This window comes from Algoriphagus locisalis, from assembly GCF_900116615.1.
Lineage (GTDB): Bacteria > Bacteroidota > Bacteroidia > Cytophagales > Cyclobacteriaceae > Algoriphagus > Algoriphagus locisalis.
Window position 1 is genome coordinate 137,567 of sequence record NZ_FPBF01000003.1, and the last position, 15,215, is coordinate 152,781.

The 15,215-nt window shown below is 40.2% G+C and carries 16 protein-coding genes and 1 pseudogene; 14 read left to right on the forward strand and 3 right to left on the reverse strand.

Features of this window, described 5'->3' with window-relative positions; genetic code table 11:
• The first annotated feature begins 10 nt into the window (after nt 1-10).
• From BM386_RS09555 to BM386_RS09590, 8 genes and pseudogenes are all read left to right on the forward strand, one after another.
• Nucleotides 11-229 (forward strand): hypothetical protein, encoded by a 219-nt coding sequence (locus BM386_RS09555; RefSeq protein ID WP_091693068.1) that lies wholly within the window; start codon nt 11-13, stop codon nt 227-229.
• A 15-nt stretch (nt 230-244) separates the two neighbouring features.
• A pseudogene (locus BM386_RS24125) lies at nt 245-583 on the forward strand (HNH endonuclease); the annotation flags it as partial.
• Between the two features lie 167 nt (nt 584-750).
• Nucleotides 751-1,785, forward strand: coding sequence for a PDDEXK nuclease domain-containing protein (locus tag BM386_RS09565; RefSeq protein ID WP_244545496.1), 1,035 nt, complete (start codon nt 751-753; stop codon nt 1,783-1,785).
• Nucleotide 1,786: 1 nt separating this feature from the next.
• Nucleotides 1,787-2,551, forward strand: a complete 765-nt coding sequence (locus tag BM386_RS09570; protein ID WP_091693069.1) for an L-fucose dehydrogenase — start codon at nt 1,787-1,789, stop codon at nt 2,549-2,551.
• A gap of 8 nt (nt 2,552-2,559) precedes the next feature.
• Nucleotides 2,560-3,876, forward strand: a complete 1,317-nt coding sequence (gene fucP, locus BM386_RS09575) for an L-fucose:H+ symporter permease (RefSeq protein WP_091693071.1) — start codon at nt 2,560-2,562, stop codon at nt 3,874-3,876.
• 203 nt (nt 3,877-4,079) lie between these two features.
• Nucleotides 4,080-4,421: an L-rhamnose mutarotase gene (locus BM386_RS09580; protein WP_091693072.1), complete on the forward strand. Its 342-nt coding sequence runs from the start codon at nt 4,080-4,082 to the stop codon at nt 4,419-4,421.
• A 210-nt stretch (nt 4,422-4,631) separates the two neighbouring features.
• A complete protein-coding gene (locus BM386_RS09585; protein ID WP_091693074.1) occupies nt 4,632-5,546 on the forward strand; it encodes an alpha/beta hydrolase in 915 nt (304 codons plus the stop codon).
• 252 nt (nt 5,547-5,798) lie between these two features.
• Entirely contained in the window at nt 5,799-6,488 is a 690-nt protein-coding gene (locus tag BM386_RS09590; RefSeq protein WP_091693076.1) for an HAD family hydrolase, read from the forward strand.
• Between the two features lie 95 nt (nt 6,489-6,583).
• On the opposite strand, the gene BM386_RS09595 is transcribed toward BM386_RS09590, so the two are convergent.
• Together BM386_RS09595 and BM386_RS09605 are read right to left on the reverse strand one after the other, a co-directional pair.
• Nucleotides 6,584-7,057, reverse strand: a complete 474-nt coding sequence (locus tag BM386_RS09595) for a caspase family protein (RefSeq protein WP_091693079.1) — start codon at nt 7,055-7,057, stop codon at nt 6,584-6,586.
• Between the two features lie 305 nt (nt 7,058-7,362).
• Nucleotides 7,363-9,108 (reverse strand): ABC transporter ATP-binding protein, encoded by a 1,746-nt coding sequence (locus BM386_RS09605; RefSeq protein ID WP_091694432.1) that lies wholly within the window; start codon nt 9,106-9,108, stop codon nt 7,363-7,365.
• Between the two features lie 187 nt (nt 9,109-9,295).
• Between BM386_RS09605 and xerA the strand changes: the two genes are divergently transcribed.
• From xerA to BM386_RS09625, 4 genes are all read left to right on the forward strand, one after another.
• Nucleotides 9,296-10,402 carry a site-specific tyrosine recombinase/integron integrase gene (gene xerA / locus BM386_RS09610; protein WP_091693086.1) on the forward strand — a complete coding sequence of 369 codons (1,107 nt, stop codon included), beginning with the start codon at nt 9,296-9,298 and terminating at the stop codon, nt 10,400-10,402.
• Between the two features lie 106 nt (nt 10,403-10,508).
• Nucleotides 10,509-11,384, forward strand: coding sequence for a hypothetical protein (locus BM386_RS09615; RefSeq protein WP_091693089.1), 876 nt, complete (start codon nt 10,509-10,511; stop codon nt 11,382-11,384).
• Nucleotides 11,385-11,528: 144 nt separating this feature from the next.
• The gene (locus BM386_RS09620) at nt 11,529-12,431 is read left to right on the forward strand and encodes a hypothetical protein (protein WP_091693091.1); all 903 of its coding nucleotides are present in this window, start codon (nt 11,529-11,531) and stop codon (nt 12,429-12,431) included.
• Nucleotides 12,416-13,315, forward strand: coding sequence for a TraB/GumN family protein (locus tag BM386_RS09625; protein WP_091693094.1), 900 nt, complete (start codon nt 12,416-12,418; stop codon nt 13,313-13,315). Before BM386_RS09620 ends, BM386_RS09625 begins: the two co-directional genes overlap by 16 nt.
• A 175-nt stretch (nt 13,316-13,490) precedes the next feature.
• Here the strand turns inward: BM386_RS09625 and BM386_RS09630 are convergent, their stop codons facing one another.
• Nucleotides 13,491-13,730: a hypothetical protein gene (locus BM386_RS09630; protein ID WP_091693097.1), complete on the reverse strand. Its 240-nt coding sequence runs from the start codon at nt 13,728-13,730 to the stop codon at nt 13,491-13,493.
• Nucleotides 13,731-13,833: 103 nt separating this feature from the next.
• Here BM386_RS09630 and BM386_RS09635 point away from each other — a divergent pair, with 103 nt between their 5' ends.
• Nucleotides 13,834-14,709 (forward strand): RNA polymerase sigma factor, encoded by an 876-nt coding sequence (locus tag BM386_RS09635; RefSeq protein ID WP_091693099.1) that lies wholly within the window; start codon nt 13,834-13,836, stop codon nt 14,707-14,709.
• 66 nt (nt 14,710-14,775) lie between these two features.
• Complete coding sequence (locus tag BM386_RS09640) at nt 14,776-15,213, forward strand: hypothetical protein (protein ID WP_091693102.1); 438 nt, start codon at nt 14,776-14,778, stop codon at nt 15,211-15,213.
• Nucleotides 15,214-15,215 lie beyond the last annotated feature (2 nt).

Genomic DNA, 15,215 nt, shown 5'->3' on the forward strand with positions numbered 1-15,215 from the left:
GCTCTTGACTATGGCAGAAAAAAAATATGAAACTGTTCGAGAATTGATCTTTTACTCCTATGCTAATTTAGCTATGGCGCATTCTGCAATTGATAAAAAGCAGGAAAAATATGCAATGGTTAATTACATGATTAGAGCAAAATTATTCAAAGGGCTCAAAGACGGTACTATGAATATGAAGTCAATTTTTGATGATGAAAAGATCAAACTCAAAACTGGGACTATTTGAAATTACTGCGGTTCTGAAGAAAGTCTAGCTTTAGATCATATTTTTCCAAAAAAGTTTGGTGGGCTTGATGATGCTGAAAATCTCATCTTCGCCTGCTGTTCTTGTAATAGTTCAAAGGGTAAGAAAGATTTAATAGAATGGATGAATACAAGAGATAAGTTTTTACCACTTATGGTAATAAGAAGATATCTTAAGTTGACATACAATTATTGCAGTTCAAATAATCTTTTGGATCTGAAAATTGAGGACTTAAGTAGTATGGAGTTACCATTTAAAATTGATTTGTTGCCAACCAAATTTCCAAAACCTAACCTATTAGAATTAAACAAGGATCGAATTTCCAATTTAAGATAGAATTAAATAATACATTGCCATTTAGCCCCCAGCTTGGGGACGAATTGAAATGGAATTATTCCCTATTGTTGAGAAGTAAAAAACTGAGTGATTCAGATTGTGAAAGTATTTCGAGATTATCGAATTGTCGTGCCACTGTCACGACAATTGAGGTAATAATATTCATTATGCAAATCTCAGTAAAAAGCCAGGAGCTAGAATATATGAAAGACATCGATAAACTGCTTTTTCAAGATTTGGCTAGTATCATTGAAAATGGTAAAAGGGAAATCACTGCCCAAATTAACAGTACGCTTACGCTTGTTTATTGGCAGGTTGGCAATAGAATAAATAAGCACATTCTCGAAAATCAGCGAGCTGAATATGGTAAAGAGATTATTCCTAAAATAGCTGTTCAATTGTCAAATGCCCACGGCAAGTCTTTTCAGGAAAAGAATTTGAGAAGAATGATGCAGTTTGCCGAGATTTTCCCGGATTTTCAAATTGTCGCACCACTGGCACGACAATTAAGCTGGTCTCATTTTACAATCCTGATTCCTATTAAAAACCATCAAGCCCGGATGTTCTATTGCTTACAATCCGCTGAATCAAATTGGAGTAAAAGACAATTAAGAAACCAAATAGAAAGAAAGGCTTTTGAACGCAAAGAAATAGCTCAAATACAGTTATCAGAAACTGATTCGGAAATACAATCTACTTTCAAGGATCCTTATTTTTTGGATTTTCTAGGGCTAAAAGAAGGATACTTAGAAAACGATATAGAAGGGGCAATTCTCAAAGAATTAGAGCATTTTATTTTAGAACTGGGAAAAGGCTTTGCTTTTGTAGAAAGACAGAAGCGAATCATACTAGATGGTGTGGATTTTTATATCGATTTGTTGTTTTTCCACAGAAAATTAAAGCGCCTGATCGCTGTAGAGTTAAAACTCAACAAATTCAAACCCGCCTACAAAGGGCAAATGGAACTTTATCTAAAGTGGCTCAATAAGTACGAAAAGCAGGAAGGTGAAAATCCTCCAATTGGATTAATCTTATGCGCAGAAAAAAGCAATGAACAGATAGAATTGCTAGAAATGGGAAAGGATGGTATTATGGTCTCCGAGTACTGGACCGAATTGCCTGCAAAAAGTGAATTAGAAGCAAAGCTTCACCAAGCATTGAAAGAAGCTAAAGCAAGAATAGAACAAAAGAAATTACTATAAAATGAACCTAAACCTAACCAATAAAGTCATCCTGATTTCCGGAGGAGCCAAAGGCATCGGAGGCGCGATTTCCAGAGGATTGATAGCCGAGGGAGGCATTCCCGTGATGATTGATCCTTCGGAAAAAGAAGGAGCCGAAATCCTCGCTTTGGGCGAAGCCTGTCAGATCCCTATCCGACTTTTCGAAGCTATTGATTCTGAAAAAGTAGTCCAACTCACCCTGGAGAAATACGGGAGAATTGATGGGTTAGTGAATAACGCAGGAGCAAATGACAGTGTAGGCTTGGAAAACGGGAGCCCGGATGCTTTTGAAAAATCTGTAGCTAAAAACCTGAATCACTACTACCATTTGGCACATTTTGCCCTGCCTCATTTGAAAAAAGCCAAAGGAAGCATAGTGAATATCAGCAGCAAAACTGCCGTTACCGGACAGGGAGGAACTTCAGGCTACACCGCAGCCAAAGGAGCTCAGCTCTCTCTCACCAGAGAATGGGCAGTAGAACTCCTTCCCTACGAAATCACCGTGAATGCCGTCATTCCAGCGGAAGTTTATACCCCACTCTACGAAAACTGGATCAATACTTTTGATGATCCAAAAGCCAAACTAGAATCCATTACTGCAAAAATCCCCCTGGGAAAACGGATGACTACCCCGGAAGAAATCGCTTCCATGACCATTTTCCTACTTTCAGCCCAAGCCAGACATATCACCGGACAGCACCTGTTCGTGGATGGCGGATATACCCATCTTGACCGATCTTTATAAAAACAACCATGACCCAAAAACCTGCATTAGTCCCAAAAAACCTCCTACTCCCATTTATTCTCATTACCTCGCTTTTTGCGCTATGGGGTTTCGCAAATGACATCACCAATCCCATGGTGGCGGCGTTCAAGAGAGTCCTTGAACTCAATAACACGCAGGCTTCCTGGGTACAAATGGCTTTTTACGGAGGCTATTTTACCATGGCTTTGCCAGCAGCCTTTTTTATCAAAAAGTATTCTTACAAAACTGGAATCCTACTTGGTTTGGGACTTTATGGTTTTGGAGCATTACTATTTTATCCAGCAGCAGCTTGGGAGAGTTACGGCTTTTTCCTGGCTTCACTTTACATTCTGACCTTTGGTTTGGCGTTCTTAGAAACCACCGCCAATCCCTACATTCTATCCATGGGACCTGAAGCTACAGCTACACAGCGATTAAACTTGGCGCAGGCATTTAACCCGATGGGAGCCTTGGCTGGATTGTTTGTAGCAAAGCAATTCATATTGAATGCACTTCAATCGAATGCAACCGATGAGTATGGAAATATTATTTTCTCCTCACTGGATGAATCTGCAAAAGCTGTGATCCGTACCGCCGATCTGATGGTGATTAGAGATCCATATGTGATGCTAGGCCTTGTTGTCATTGCGATCCTGGTAATCATCGCACTGGTGAAAATGCCGGAAAACAAGGAAACCGGTAAGGTAGAATTCAAAGCTACGATGGGTCGACTGCTGAAAAACAGAAATTTCGTAGAAGGTACGCTTGCGCAAATGTTCTATGTGGGCGCTCAAATCATGGTGTGGACCTACATCTATCAATACGCGGAAGTGCTGGGCATCTCCAACGCTGATGCTGTGAATTATGGGTACGCTGCATTGGTGATATTCTTAATCGGACGCTGGGTTTGTACCTTTTTGCTTCGCTACATCTCACCGACCAAGCTACTAAGCATCTTTTCTGTACTTGCAATTATATTCACTGCAGGAGCTATTTTCCTTCCAGGAATGACAGGTTTGTATTCCTTAGTAGCCATTTCTTTCGCTATGTCCCTAATGTTCCCTACTATTTACGGGATAGCTTTGGATGGATTGGGCGAGGATTCCAAGTTTGCCGCAGCCTATCTTGTGATGGCGATTGTGGGTGGGGCCATTATGCCAACGCTTCAAGGAATGATCATGGATATCGGTGGAGCTGCCTACGACGATACCTTGATTTTGGGAGTTCCTGAAGTAAACTTCTCCTTTATACTTCCGCTTGTATGTTTTGTGATGGTGTTGTTGTTTAGCCTAAGAGTTAAGAAAGTAGCAAAGTTGGAAGGTTGAAAGGATTGGATAATTGGAAGATTGGAAAATTATAAGATTATTCAATCGGTAAATAAGGCATTTGTCGCGCAAGTCTTCAGACCTGTCTGCAGTCAGGCAGGCTTGTGCAGACTTAAATGCAGTCTATAGACTGCATTATCATAAGTCCAAATCATTAGACTTGAACTAGTAAAGATTTTGAACTAATTGAGAAAAATAGAAACATGAAAACCCAAACCTTTGTATTGATCTGCGACCTTAAGGACAGTGAGGAAGCCAAGATAGGCTATGATGCCTGTCACAAAGCCGTGGCGCCTGAGATCATTAAGAGCATTCGTGATGCAGGAGTTCTACAAATGACTATTTATCGCTGGGAAAACAGATTGACCATGCTGATGGTGACAGATGAAGAATTCACTTTCGAGAAAAAGGCTAAAATGGACCTCGCCAATCCAGCTGTGCAGGAATGGGAGAAATTTCTATCAAACTACCAAACCAATTTGCCCGGAACACCAGAAAACTGGAGATGGGCTCCTATGACTAAAGTTTTTGATTTTCACGCCTAAAACATAATCTATGAAATCGAGCATATTGACGAAAAGATACAAAAAGATGATCTTCCTTGATGCGAGATTTCTTCCGATAGCTATCGGGATGACCATTAAAAAACAATTTTAAACAGATGAAATCGAGCATGACCCGAAGCAACACACAGAGGGATGATTATATTGCTTGCGAAGATTCCATGTGACCTTAAAAAATCAAATTATAAACACATGAAAAAGCCACTTTTAGTATTAAGCCTAATCATGATAAGCATGATCGTAAATGCTCAAGAAATCGTCCTCAACCTTTGGGAAGGAACTCCTCCCCTTCAGAATGACTTAGGGTTGGAAGAAAAAGCTGTGGAAGAGGGAATTATCCGGATAGAAAATGTGCAGATTCCGCAGATCGAAGTTTTTCTACCAAGTAAGCAAGTAAGAACTGGTCAGGCAGTTGTGATTTTCCCTGGAGGTGGATATCATATTTTGGCTTATGACTGGGAAGGTCGGGACTTCGCCAAGTGGCTGAATACAAAAGGCATCGTTGGAATAGTTGTAAAATATAGGCTGCCGGATTCCAAATCTCTCACTGATGCCAAGGAGGTTCCGTTGCAGGATGCTCAGCGCGCCATTCGACTTGCTAGGCATTATGCCGAGGACTGGCTTATCGATCCTGCGAAGATAGGGGTAATGGGATTTTCTGCGGGGGGACATCTGGCCTCTACCGCCAGTACCCAGTATGACCATGAAGTGGACAGACCAAAAGATGCTATAGACGCACTTTCAGCTAGACCTGATTTTTCTATTTTAGTTTATCCGGTGATTTCTTTCAGAGATGCAAGCGCGCATTCAGGTTCCAGAAGAAACCTAATCGGGGAAAATGCGAGCCAGGAATTAATCGATCGCTTCTCAGGTGAACTGAACGTAACCGCTGAAACACCTCCCACATTCTTGGTTCATGCGCAGGATGATGGAGGAGTTCCTATAGAAAACAGTTTCCTTTATTACGATGCTTTGAACGCGCACAACGTCCCTGCATCTCTACACATCTATCCCAAAGGTGGCCATGGCTTTGGTTTTGGGCTGGGAAAAGGCCCAGTAGCTGGTTGGAGAGATGTGTTGTTGGATTGGATGGAAGATTTGAAGTAGGAAGTTTGGAAGTTGGAGGTTGGAAGTTTTATGCCTGAGTTAGTTTGTCACCCTGAGCTTCCCGACAGATGTACGGGATCGAAGTGTAATTTAGAAACACATGTAAAAAGGCTTCGATTTCGAGACTCTCGTTTATCAAGTGGTCAACCTGATGCCAATTGTTACAACTTTAAACCCTTACCACTTTGCAACTTTACCACTCCTGAACTAATCTTTAAATTTTACAATCTTTCAATCTTTTAATTCTGACAAATGATCAAAGTAATAGCCTTCGATGCAGACGATACGCTTTGGGTGAATGAGCCCTTTTTTCGGGAAGCTGAAGAGGAATTCACCTCCTTAATGGTCGATTTTGTGCCTCAGCACACAGCCCTTAAAGAACTTTACCTTACCGAAGTCAGGAATTTGGAACTTTACGGTTACGGGATAAAAGGATTTATGCTTTCGATGGTAGAAGCTGCCATGCGCATTTCCGAGAATAAAATATCCATTCAGTCCATTGACAAAATCCTTGAAATAGGTAGGGACATGCTGGACAAACCCGTGGAGATCTTATCGGGAGTTGAGGAGGTTTTACAAGAGCTAAAAGGAAATTTCCGCCTTGTAATGGCCACCAAGGGGGATTTAGTAGATCAAGAACGAAAACTGAAGAAGTCGGGACTGGATCATTATTTCCACCACATTGAAATTATGAGCGAGAAGAAAGAAGCAGATTTCGCGAAACTGATCCGTCACCTCGATGTAGCACCAAATGAATTTCTGATGATGGGAAATAGCCTGAAATCAGACGTATTGCCAGTATTAGCACTTGGCGGGCATGCCATTCATATTCCTTTTCACATCACCTGGGAGCACGAAAGAATCGAACACGAAGTAAAACATGAGAACTTCTACCAAGCGGAGCACATTGCTCAGGTGGTGGAGATGATAAAGGGGATGTAGGAATTGGGAATTATTGATTGCGGGTTTCGGATTTTCGTACCCCAAATTCAAGCATAGAAAAATGATTTTTTCATACGCAATCTATATTTTTAAAGCTATTTTATCAGAGATCTGAGTTGCTGAATATCCAACAAATCTTTCGGTCTAGCCGCTCTTCTTTTACTTTCCAATAAGTCATCCCAGCTTAGCACTTTCCATCTTAAAACCGGATGTCCTGAAATCTCAACTGAAATAGCTTCCTGAAATGCTTCATCGAAACTTTTACCAATTTCAAACCTTGTAATCAACTCGAGATCTAAATCCGCCGGAGAAAATTTAACGGAAATATTTTGGATCTGGTCTTTTACAGCATCAGGAAATTGCTCGATTTCATAGCCCATTTCAGTAAAGACCTTGGCCAGATTTTGTAAATTTTCATCAGTAGTTTCTATCCAAAAATCAACGTCTGCAGAATGTCTTTGGTATCCATGGAAATTCACAGCACCTCCACCCACCATTAACATTCTGACACCATTCTCATTCGCCAAAAAAATAAATTGGTCAATATTTTCCTTCCACTCAAATCCCATCTCCCTTTTTCCTTAACACAAAATTCTTCTGTTTTGAATCAGCAGTAGCATTCGTTGGAAACCTTAAAATCCTTCTGGAAAGCTCAAAAAATGACATAACTCGCTCTGCTGGACTAAGTTTCAAGAACTCTTCCTGCCTATCCTTAGTACTTTCTTCTTTGGTTATAAACCTTATTTCCATTTTCTAATTTAACAAGGATTTTACTTTTCTACCTCACTCATTAGAGCAGTCGTAATTTTTCACACCATAAACAGATTAAGAGGGATTGCCACACTCCTGCGTCGTTCGCAATGACGATAACTACCTAAATCCTCGACTGATAAGTATATAACTGATAATACCTTCCTTCCAAAGTAATCAACTCATCGTGCTTACCTCGCTCTACGATATTGCCTTTTTCCACCACCAATATCTGATCTGCCTGGCGAATGGTACTCAATCTATGGGCGATCACGAATGTAGTTCTACCCTTCATCAACTCCTTCAAACTGGCCTGAATCAAGGTCTCTGATTCCGTATCCAAATTAGAAGTCGCCTCATCCAAAATCAAAATCCTAGGATCCGCCAAAATCGCCCTGGCAATCGCAATACGCTGCCTTTGCCCTCCTGAGAGCTTCACTCCTCTTTCTCCGATCAGGGTATCCAGCCCATCTTCAAATCTATCCGTGAACTCCTGCACATGGGCTGCCACTACGGCATTTTGCAAATCCTCCTCGCTGGCATTGGGTCTGGGAAAAAGGATATTCTCCCGGATCGTACCCTCAAACAGGAAATCGTCCTGCAAAACAACGCCAAGCCTAGATCGAAAGGACTCCAAAGTCACTAGCTGTAAATCATTTCCATCTAAGGTGATTTTACCGGAATCAGGGTTCAAAAAAGTAGCTGCGAGTCCCGCTATGGTTGTTTTCCCTGAACCGGAAGTTCCTACCAAAGCAGTTACCGAACCCGCCGGAGCATGGAAACTCACCCCTTTGATTACGTCTTTATTTTCCTCATAGGCAAAGGATACATCCTCAAATTTTATATCGCCTCTAAATTCCTTTAAAGCCAAAGTTCTGGTGTGATCATCAGACTCCAGCGGCGTATTCATAATTTCCTCTGTCCGATCCAAACCTGCAAAAGCTTCGGTGAGCTGAGATCCAATGTTGGACATCTGCACGATCGGCGCAATCATAAAACCTAAGTAAAGTGTGAACGCAAGGAAATCACCAAAGGTCATATCCCCTTGCATGATCATGTAGCCACCCATTCCCATGATACCGGCAGAAGCCAAGCCCAAAAGCAAAGCTCCTGCAGAGGTCACAAAACTTGTCGCTGTCAAACTCGCTTTTACATTCTGAAACAGCTCATCTACACCTTTGGCAAACGTATTGATCTCCTGCTGCTCGGCATTGAAGCCTTTGATCACTCGGATTCCTCCCAGCGTTTCGGTCAGTCTTCCTGTTACCTGCGCATTGATTTTACCGCGTTCGCGGAAAATGGGACGAATGCGCCCAAAAGCCTTTAAGGAAACCAAGCCAAAGATCACTACCGGAAGCAGCACATAAAGTGTCATCATCGGACTGATGCTGATCAACAAAAAAAGTGAAATTACTGCCGTGAGGATCCCTCCTATCATTTGCGCGAAACCTGTTCCTACCAAATTCCGAACGCCTTCCACATCGGTCATGATTCTGGAAACCAGCTCACCGGTTTTCGCATTGTCAAAGAAGCGGATAGGAAGCTTGATGATATGTGCCTGAACCTGAGACCTAAGCTTGGAAATCAGGTTCTGGGCTTCTACACTCAGGATTTGCGTCAGCGCATAGGAAGTGGTGGACTGCACCACGATGGCCAGGACCACCCCACCGATCAGCCACTTGAGCATGGTGAGATCATTGGATGGAATTACCTCATCGATGAGGATTTTACTGGCTCCGGGCAGTACCAAACTAGCCAGACGGGAGATGATAATTAAAAAGAGACCTAAAAATAAGTGCTTTCTACGGGGCCAGATAATCGTCTTGAAGACCTGCCCCATGGTCACTTTGCGTTCCGCTGTTCTTGCCATGAAATAGTGTGTTTGATCAGGAAAACCCAATTTGAACAATTCGGGTTCATAATCAGAACAAGAAAAAACGAGTTGCTTATTTTGATGTGAAACTGCAGTAAAACCCTCTTTCATAAGCTTCAATAATTCTGAAACTACTTTAGGTATTACCTAAATATTCTTTTATTTTACAGTCTATTTTTTCACCATGAAAACAATTACTGTCACATCTGCCATTTGGAAAAAGAAAGGAGTGGTTTTACTCCAGTTTGGCTATGATCGAGAGCTAATAGAACTAGTCAAAACCCTTTCCAAGGCAAAATGGAGTTCGGAAAAGAAAGCTTGGCTCATTCCTTACTCAGAAGACATTTTAGATCAACTTCTAACTCACTTCAAAGGGAAGGTCTGGCTAGATTATTCAGGTTTTGACCAAATTAAACAGGAACAATTACCTACCACACTACCCGAACTAGCTAGCGATCTAGCGCAAGAAATCGGAAAGTTTGTAGCATGGATGCAAAACAAACGCTATGCAGAATCGACCATAAAGACCTATAGCCAGAGCTTGAGCCTGTTCTTTCGATTTACAAATAATAAAAAGCCTGTAGAAATTATCACGGAAGATTTGGAGAACTTCCATCAAAATTATATTCTTAGGAGAAAATACTCAGTTAGCTTTCAGTCCCAAGTCATCAATGCAGTGAAGTTGTATTTTTCTAACAAGCAAAAACGCAAGCTGGAACCTGAAGGGATCGAACGGCCGAAAAAGCCAAAACAGCTTCCCCATGTACTCAGCAAAGAAGAGGTGAAAGACATACTCTTAGCACACAAAAATATAAAGCACAGAACAATGCTCAGCCTCATCTATGCTTGTGGATTGAGACGAAGTGAGTTGATAAACCTCAGGCTTGAAGATGTGGAATCGAAAAGGGGGCTGCTACGGGTGAATGATGGAAAAGGAGCCAAAGACCGGATAGTTCCGATTAGTAAGAAGGTCATAGACATGCTCCGGGAATACTATAAATTAGAAATGCCCCTCACCTATTTGTTTGAAGGTGCAAAGGCAGGACATACTTATTCCCCTAAGAGCTTGGAGAATGTACTTAATCAGGCTGTAAAAAAAGTTGGGATGAAGAAGAAACCCACCCTACATTGGCTGCGGCACTCCTATGCTACCCATTTACTAGAAAGTGGTACAGACCTGCGATATATTCAAGAATTACTAGGTCACAAGAGCAGTAAGACCACAGAGATCTATACGCATGTTTCCACCAAGTCATTGGGACAAATCAAATCCCCTTTCGATGATTTATAGAAAAATAAACGCCATAAACTATGGTGATTTGTGGCGCATAGCCACCCAAAATCAGTAGATAAACGCCACAAAATGGCGCAAATAAATAAGTTGGGCTTAATTTAAAATGAAGAGATTACTCTACATATTGTTCACCTTAATCTCATTACCTTGTTTGGCAGATCAGCCAAAAGAAAATTTAAGGAATGAGATTCATCTTCATAAGAAAGGTATTACAATAATCAACTTACCCTATTCCAGGTACAGCGAATTTGGAAAAGTAGAGGTAATTAACAACTCCGATTCCTCAATACTTTACACGCTTGATTTTTTTCTTCGTTTTGAAAATTATTTCTCAGAAGATGCAACTTATCATGTTCAAATAAATGATTGGTTTTTAGTGGATTACTCAAACAAAGTTGCTATTACTTTCTATGAAAAAGGTAAAGTCATCAATAGCCTGAAATTTGATGATTTGAATATTCAAATGATGAATTTGAAAGAAACCGTGTCCCACATTGTTTGGGAATATGAATCATTCCTGCATGACAACTACTTTTATGTGCTGACAACCAATAATGAATTACTTGTTTTTGACATTACAAGGGGAGAACTATTTCAGCATGAAAAAAACACAAGCTCTGGAGAGTTCGAAACTCTAAAGAAGAAATCAGATTCGTATTCAATTTCCTACTCTGATTACTCACCAAGCATTGACACTTACAGAACTAATCAAAACCAAGATTTAGACCTTATTCTTTCCAATTTAGTATTCAAGTATTTCCCCGATTCAACAGAATTGGTTTGGATAGGTGTCTACGTATTCAGAAATGGTTCGTTAACAGTTACAAAAGTGGAAAGCATTAATGGACTTTCTTTAGATGATAAAACTATTGAAGCTATCTCTTCTGAAATCAAGAAAGTAAGACTAACCGATATTGACTTCCCAGAGGAGTATTATAAGTGGGGGAAAATGATAAAACTTGAAAAAGAAAAAAACTAAGCCCAACAAAACCTAAGAAAACATGGGGAGAAACGTACTGAAATCAAGCATAGAACTTCGTAGTTTAGTTCGTCACAGGCGGACAGAAATGTACTTCGAAATCCCCACGTTTCTTAGCTAACTCGTTGGCGTTAATTTGAAAAAATGAAAACACGAAATATCAAAACCACAATATTAGGCACGGTTCTGCTTTTCCTCACATCGTTTGCATTTGCACACCCAACGGGAAATATGATTACTATTGGCGAGAATGTCCTTTGGTCATATATAAACCCAATAAAAGACCCTAATCATTATGCTTGTGTAATGATTTGGAAAAGAGGTTCTGAACCTAAAGTACTTATCCAATCTGAATATGCTGCAAGTGACTATATGCTTTATAATAACCAAAATGAAATCTACATTATAGAAAGGAAATTTTTGCAGGCATCTGATGAATTTCAAATAAGGGTTTTAAAATCAACAATTGGTTCGCAACCAAAGGTTATTTGGGATTGGTTCAAAGATGATTACAGAATCGGAGAAGGTGGTTTTTTTATGCTTTCCGACGAACAAATGGTTTTTGGAAAATACCCGGAAATATATAGTCTAAAAAAAGGAGAGCAACCTATTAAGTACTTTGAATTTGACAATCCAATAACTAGAATTCGAGCAGTTGAGAATAATCAAATCCTGCTCTTAGGTGATAACTCCTGCTATTTGGTACAACAAAATGGAGATATTCTTAAACAATGGAATGACCTCATTGATCCTACTGTGGAAAATGCACCAATGAACAGAAATCAGGTGTTTGACGCAGACTATTCCAGTGGAGAGTTACTGCTTTCGTATTGGGGGAAGAGGTCTTTTGATTTAATAAATGACAGCGGGACACGTAAAACAATTATCCAGCAAAGCGAGCCCTATACACCACATTGGGTAGCGTTTTGGAACGATGAAAAGCTATTGTTTTCATCGCAATTAATTTTTGACGGAAGCACCCCTAAGCCTCACTTAAGCCTACTGAACGAACAAAATAATCAGAGCGTAATATGGAACATACAATAAAAAGACGCATTTATTTTGTGACTTTTGTTTTGCTGCTAACGTTTCAATTCGGAGTAGCTCAAATAAATAGCAAAAAAAATTCTGACTCAATCAACACGGTATTATTTAAGGTAACTTCTTCCAACAATAATCACGTTTCTTACTTATTTGGGACCCACCACGCTTTTGGAAAAGTTTTTTTTGACTCATTAACCAAGGTGAATCAAGCCTTGGCATCGAGTGACCTAGTGATAAAGGAAAACTTAACTATTCCCGGAGAAACGGCAGAGGATATTATCAACCGTAGAACCGAAATCACACAATGGCAGAATTATTTAAGCAAGGAAGAATTATCCTACATCAAAAACCTTTTTGCAACAAGCCCCACTGACTTTAACAAAATAACACCGACTGAGATGTATGTTTTTCTTAACCGACATTTCAAACAACAAGTCTGTATAAACAAAAGCGCTGATGACACTTCTCTTTCTTTGGATGATTATATAGCCACGAAGGCCGTTGGCCAAAACATAGAACTTTACGGACTGGAAACGACAGAAGAACAAATAAAATTAATCAACAAAGACGTAGAAGGAATGCCCCGAAAAAACCATAAAAGGAGACTTTCTAACATCATTGAAAAAATCAGCACCCAAAATATAAACGACTGTGAAGAAACAAATTGGTATTCACAAATGGATATGGATTACCAATTGAATACACCTTGTAGAAATGCACTTATACTGACTGATAGAAACGACAAGTGGATGAAGCAAATTGAAGATTTAATTGAAAAGAAGAATTGTTTTATTGTGGTTGGATTAAGTCATTTAATGTACGGATGCGGATTGATCAATCAATTAACGGAACTTGGCTACACAATTACACCTATTAAAGTAAAGTAAAAACTAACGCCAACAACTAGGTTTTCGTCGCGTGCGTAGCACGAACGATGATCCCGATAGCTATGCGGGACGCTGATGCACCGCCAGTCCCGATAGCGCAGCGTATCGGGAGAACCGGAGAGGTTCTTATGGAAATTGAGTCAGGATTTTAGGGGTTTTTGTAATTTCTAATAGGTCAAAAAGTCTCTTCGAATTTGTTCAGCAGGTTCAAAAAGTCATTCGGTGAGAGATTTTCCAGCCTTTCTATATCCGTTTTGGAAGGGGGGTTTTCTGGCAGCAAGGACAATTTCTTGGATTGTGGGTTTCTAGAATCCTTGACTTCTTTTCCAGGATTGGAATTCCAAGTTCCTGATGAATGAATGGTGTCGTGACTTGCCTGGCAGAATATGCAATAGCAGGTAAATCGGTAAAACATAAATCCGTGCTTTAAGAAATATCCTGCTAAACAGAATAAAGTGCTTCCAAATCACCAAATTGTAATAGGTGCAACCTGGCAATGCTAATCTAAAACTGTACTAATGAACCCATTCAAAAGCACAAAACAGTCAGAACAATCTGACAAAGAACTCATCCAACAAATTTTGGACGGGAAGAAATCCGCTTTAACAACTCTTGTGGAAAGGCATCAACCATTTATTTATAACCTTGCTTGGAAGCTGACAGGAAATATTTCGGATGCAGAAGACTTGACCCAAGAAACTTTGATAAAAGTCATTTCAAGTTTAAGCTCGTTTAAGCAAGAAAGCTCTTTTACTACTTGGGCGTATAGAATAGCCAAAAATCATTTTCTGAACAGTCAAAAAAAGCCAAGCGCTCAGTTTGCTTCCAAGTTTGATGAGCTCGGAACTATGTTGGATGCAGCACCAAGCGTAGTTATTTCAATGGAAGAACAAGAGCAAAGACGCGAAGAAATACGTGAAGTAAGACTACAATGTCTTTCGGGAATGCTTCTATGCCTGACCAAAGAGCAGCGGCTTATCTACATAATCGGCGATATTTTTCGCGCCGACCACCATGTGGGCTCAGAGATCATGGAAATAAGCAAGGACAACTACAGAATGAAATTGAGCAAAGCCCGAAAAGACTTGTATAATTTTATGCAAAACAAATGCGGATTGGTAAACAAAGCCAACCCTTGCAGGTGTCATAAAAAAGTAACCTTTGCCACAGCTAATGGCATGATAGATGCCAAAAACCTGCTTTTTAACCGAAAAGAGTACTCAACTTTCAAGGAACAATTGGAACCTGACGCTGATTTTTTGGTGGATGATGCAGAACTGAAATATTCCGAGCTACATCAGGATCACAGCTTCAAAACAACTTTTGACAAGAAAAACTTTCTCGTCAAGCTATTGGAAGACGTCAACTGGAAAACCAGATTGAATTTAAACTGAAAATAAGTTCTTCAAAGTCTTTACACATTCCAACCTCTCTTGTCTAACAAAGAAAAGAGACGAGGAATGGCATTTACATTACTAGGTAAAAATCAACCCAGACAAATTAAAACGGGCATCTGGGCCAGTTTGGTCTCGGCTGTAATGCTGATTGGTATTGGTATTTTTTGGCTTGCGCATCCTGCCGCTGCTGAAGGGTCATTTTCCATTATTGCAGATTCGGAAGCTGCGATCCGATTTTCCAAAATCACCGCCATTTTCAAAGCGATTGGTGATTTTCTACCTCCCATTTTTGTTTTATTAGCCATCTCTTTTCGTCAATTTAGATTGGCAGGTTATTTCCATGTAGTCACCCTCTTTTTGGTGATTGCGGTGGATATGTTTGTATGGGGCAGTTTTGTTCCCAACGCTAGCACAACGGATGTTTTACAACATATCCCCTTCGCCATTCCCATTCTTATTGCAGCCTATTGCTTTCTCAAACCAACTCCGAAAACCACCTAATT

Coding starts and splice junctions, on each gene's coding strand:
- BM386_RS09615 (WP_091693089.1), top strand. CDS start 10,509: ATGAAGAGATTACTCTACATATTGTTCACCTTAATCTCATTACCTTGT.
- BM386_RS09630 (WP_091693097.1), bottom strand. CDS start 13,730: ATGTTTTACCGATTTACCTGCTATTGCATATTCTGCCAGGCAAGTCAC.
- BM386_RS09640 (WP_091693102.1), top strand. CDS start 14,776: ATGGCATTTACATTACTAGGTAAAAATCAACCCAGACAAATTAAAACG.
- fucP (WP_091693071.1), top strand. CDS start 2,560: ATGACCCAAAAACCTGCATTAGTCCCAAAAAACCTCCTACTCCCATTT.
- BM386_RS09590 (WP_091693076.1), top strand. CDS start 5,799: ATGATCAAAGTAATAGCCTTCGATGCAGACGATACGCTTTGGGTGAAT.
- BM386_RS09635 (WP_091693099.1), top strand. CDS start 13,834: ATGAACCCATTCAAAAGCACAAAACAGTCAGAACAATCTGACAAAGAA.
- BM386_RS09605 (WP_091694432.1), bottom strand. CDS start 9,108: ATGGCAAGAACAGCGGAACGCAAAGTGACCATGGGGCAGGTCTTCAAG.
- BM386_RS09585 (WP_091693074.1), top strand. CDS start 4,632: ATGAAAAAGCCACTTTTAGTATTAAGCCTAATCATGATAAGCATGATC.
- BM386_RS09580 (WP_091693072.1), top strand. CDS start 4,080: ATGAAAACCCAAACCTTTGTATTGATCTGCGACCTTAAGGACAGTGAG.
- BM386_RS09555 (WP_091693068.1), top strand. CDS start 11: ATGGCAGAAAAAAAATATGAAACTGTTCGAGAATTGATCTTTTACTCC.
- BM386_RS09570 (WP_091693069.1), top strand. CDS start 1,787: ATGAACCTAAACCTAACCAATAAAGTCATCCTGATTTCCGGAGGAGCC.
- BM386_RS09625 (WP_091693094.1), top strand. CDS start 12,416: ATGGAACATACAATAAAAAGACGCATTTATTTTGTGACTTTTGTTTTG.
- BM386_RS09620 (WP_091693091.1), top strand. CDS start 11,529: ATGAAAACACGAAATATCAAAACCACAATATTAGGCACGGTTCTGCTT.
- BM386_RS09595 (WP_091693079.1), bottom strand. CDS start 7,057: ATGGGATTTGAGTGGAAGGAAAATATTGACCAATTTATTTTTTTGGCG.
- xerA (WP_091693086.1), top strand. CDS start 9,296: ATGAAAACAATTACTGTCACATCTGCCATTTGGAAAAAGAAAGGAGTG.
- BM386_RS09565 (WP_244545496.1), top strand. CDS start 751: ATGCAAATCTCAGTAAAAAGCCAGGAGCTAGAATATATGAAAGACATC.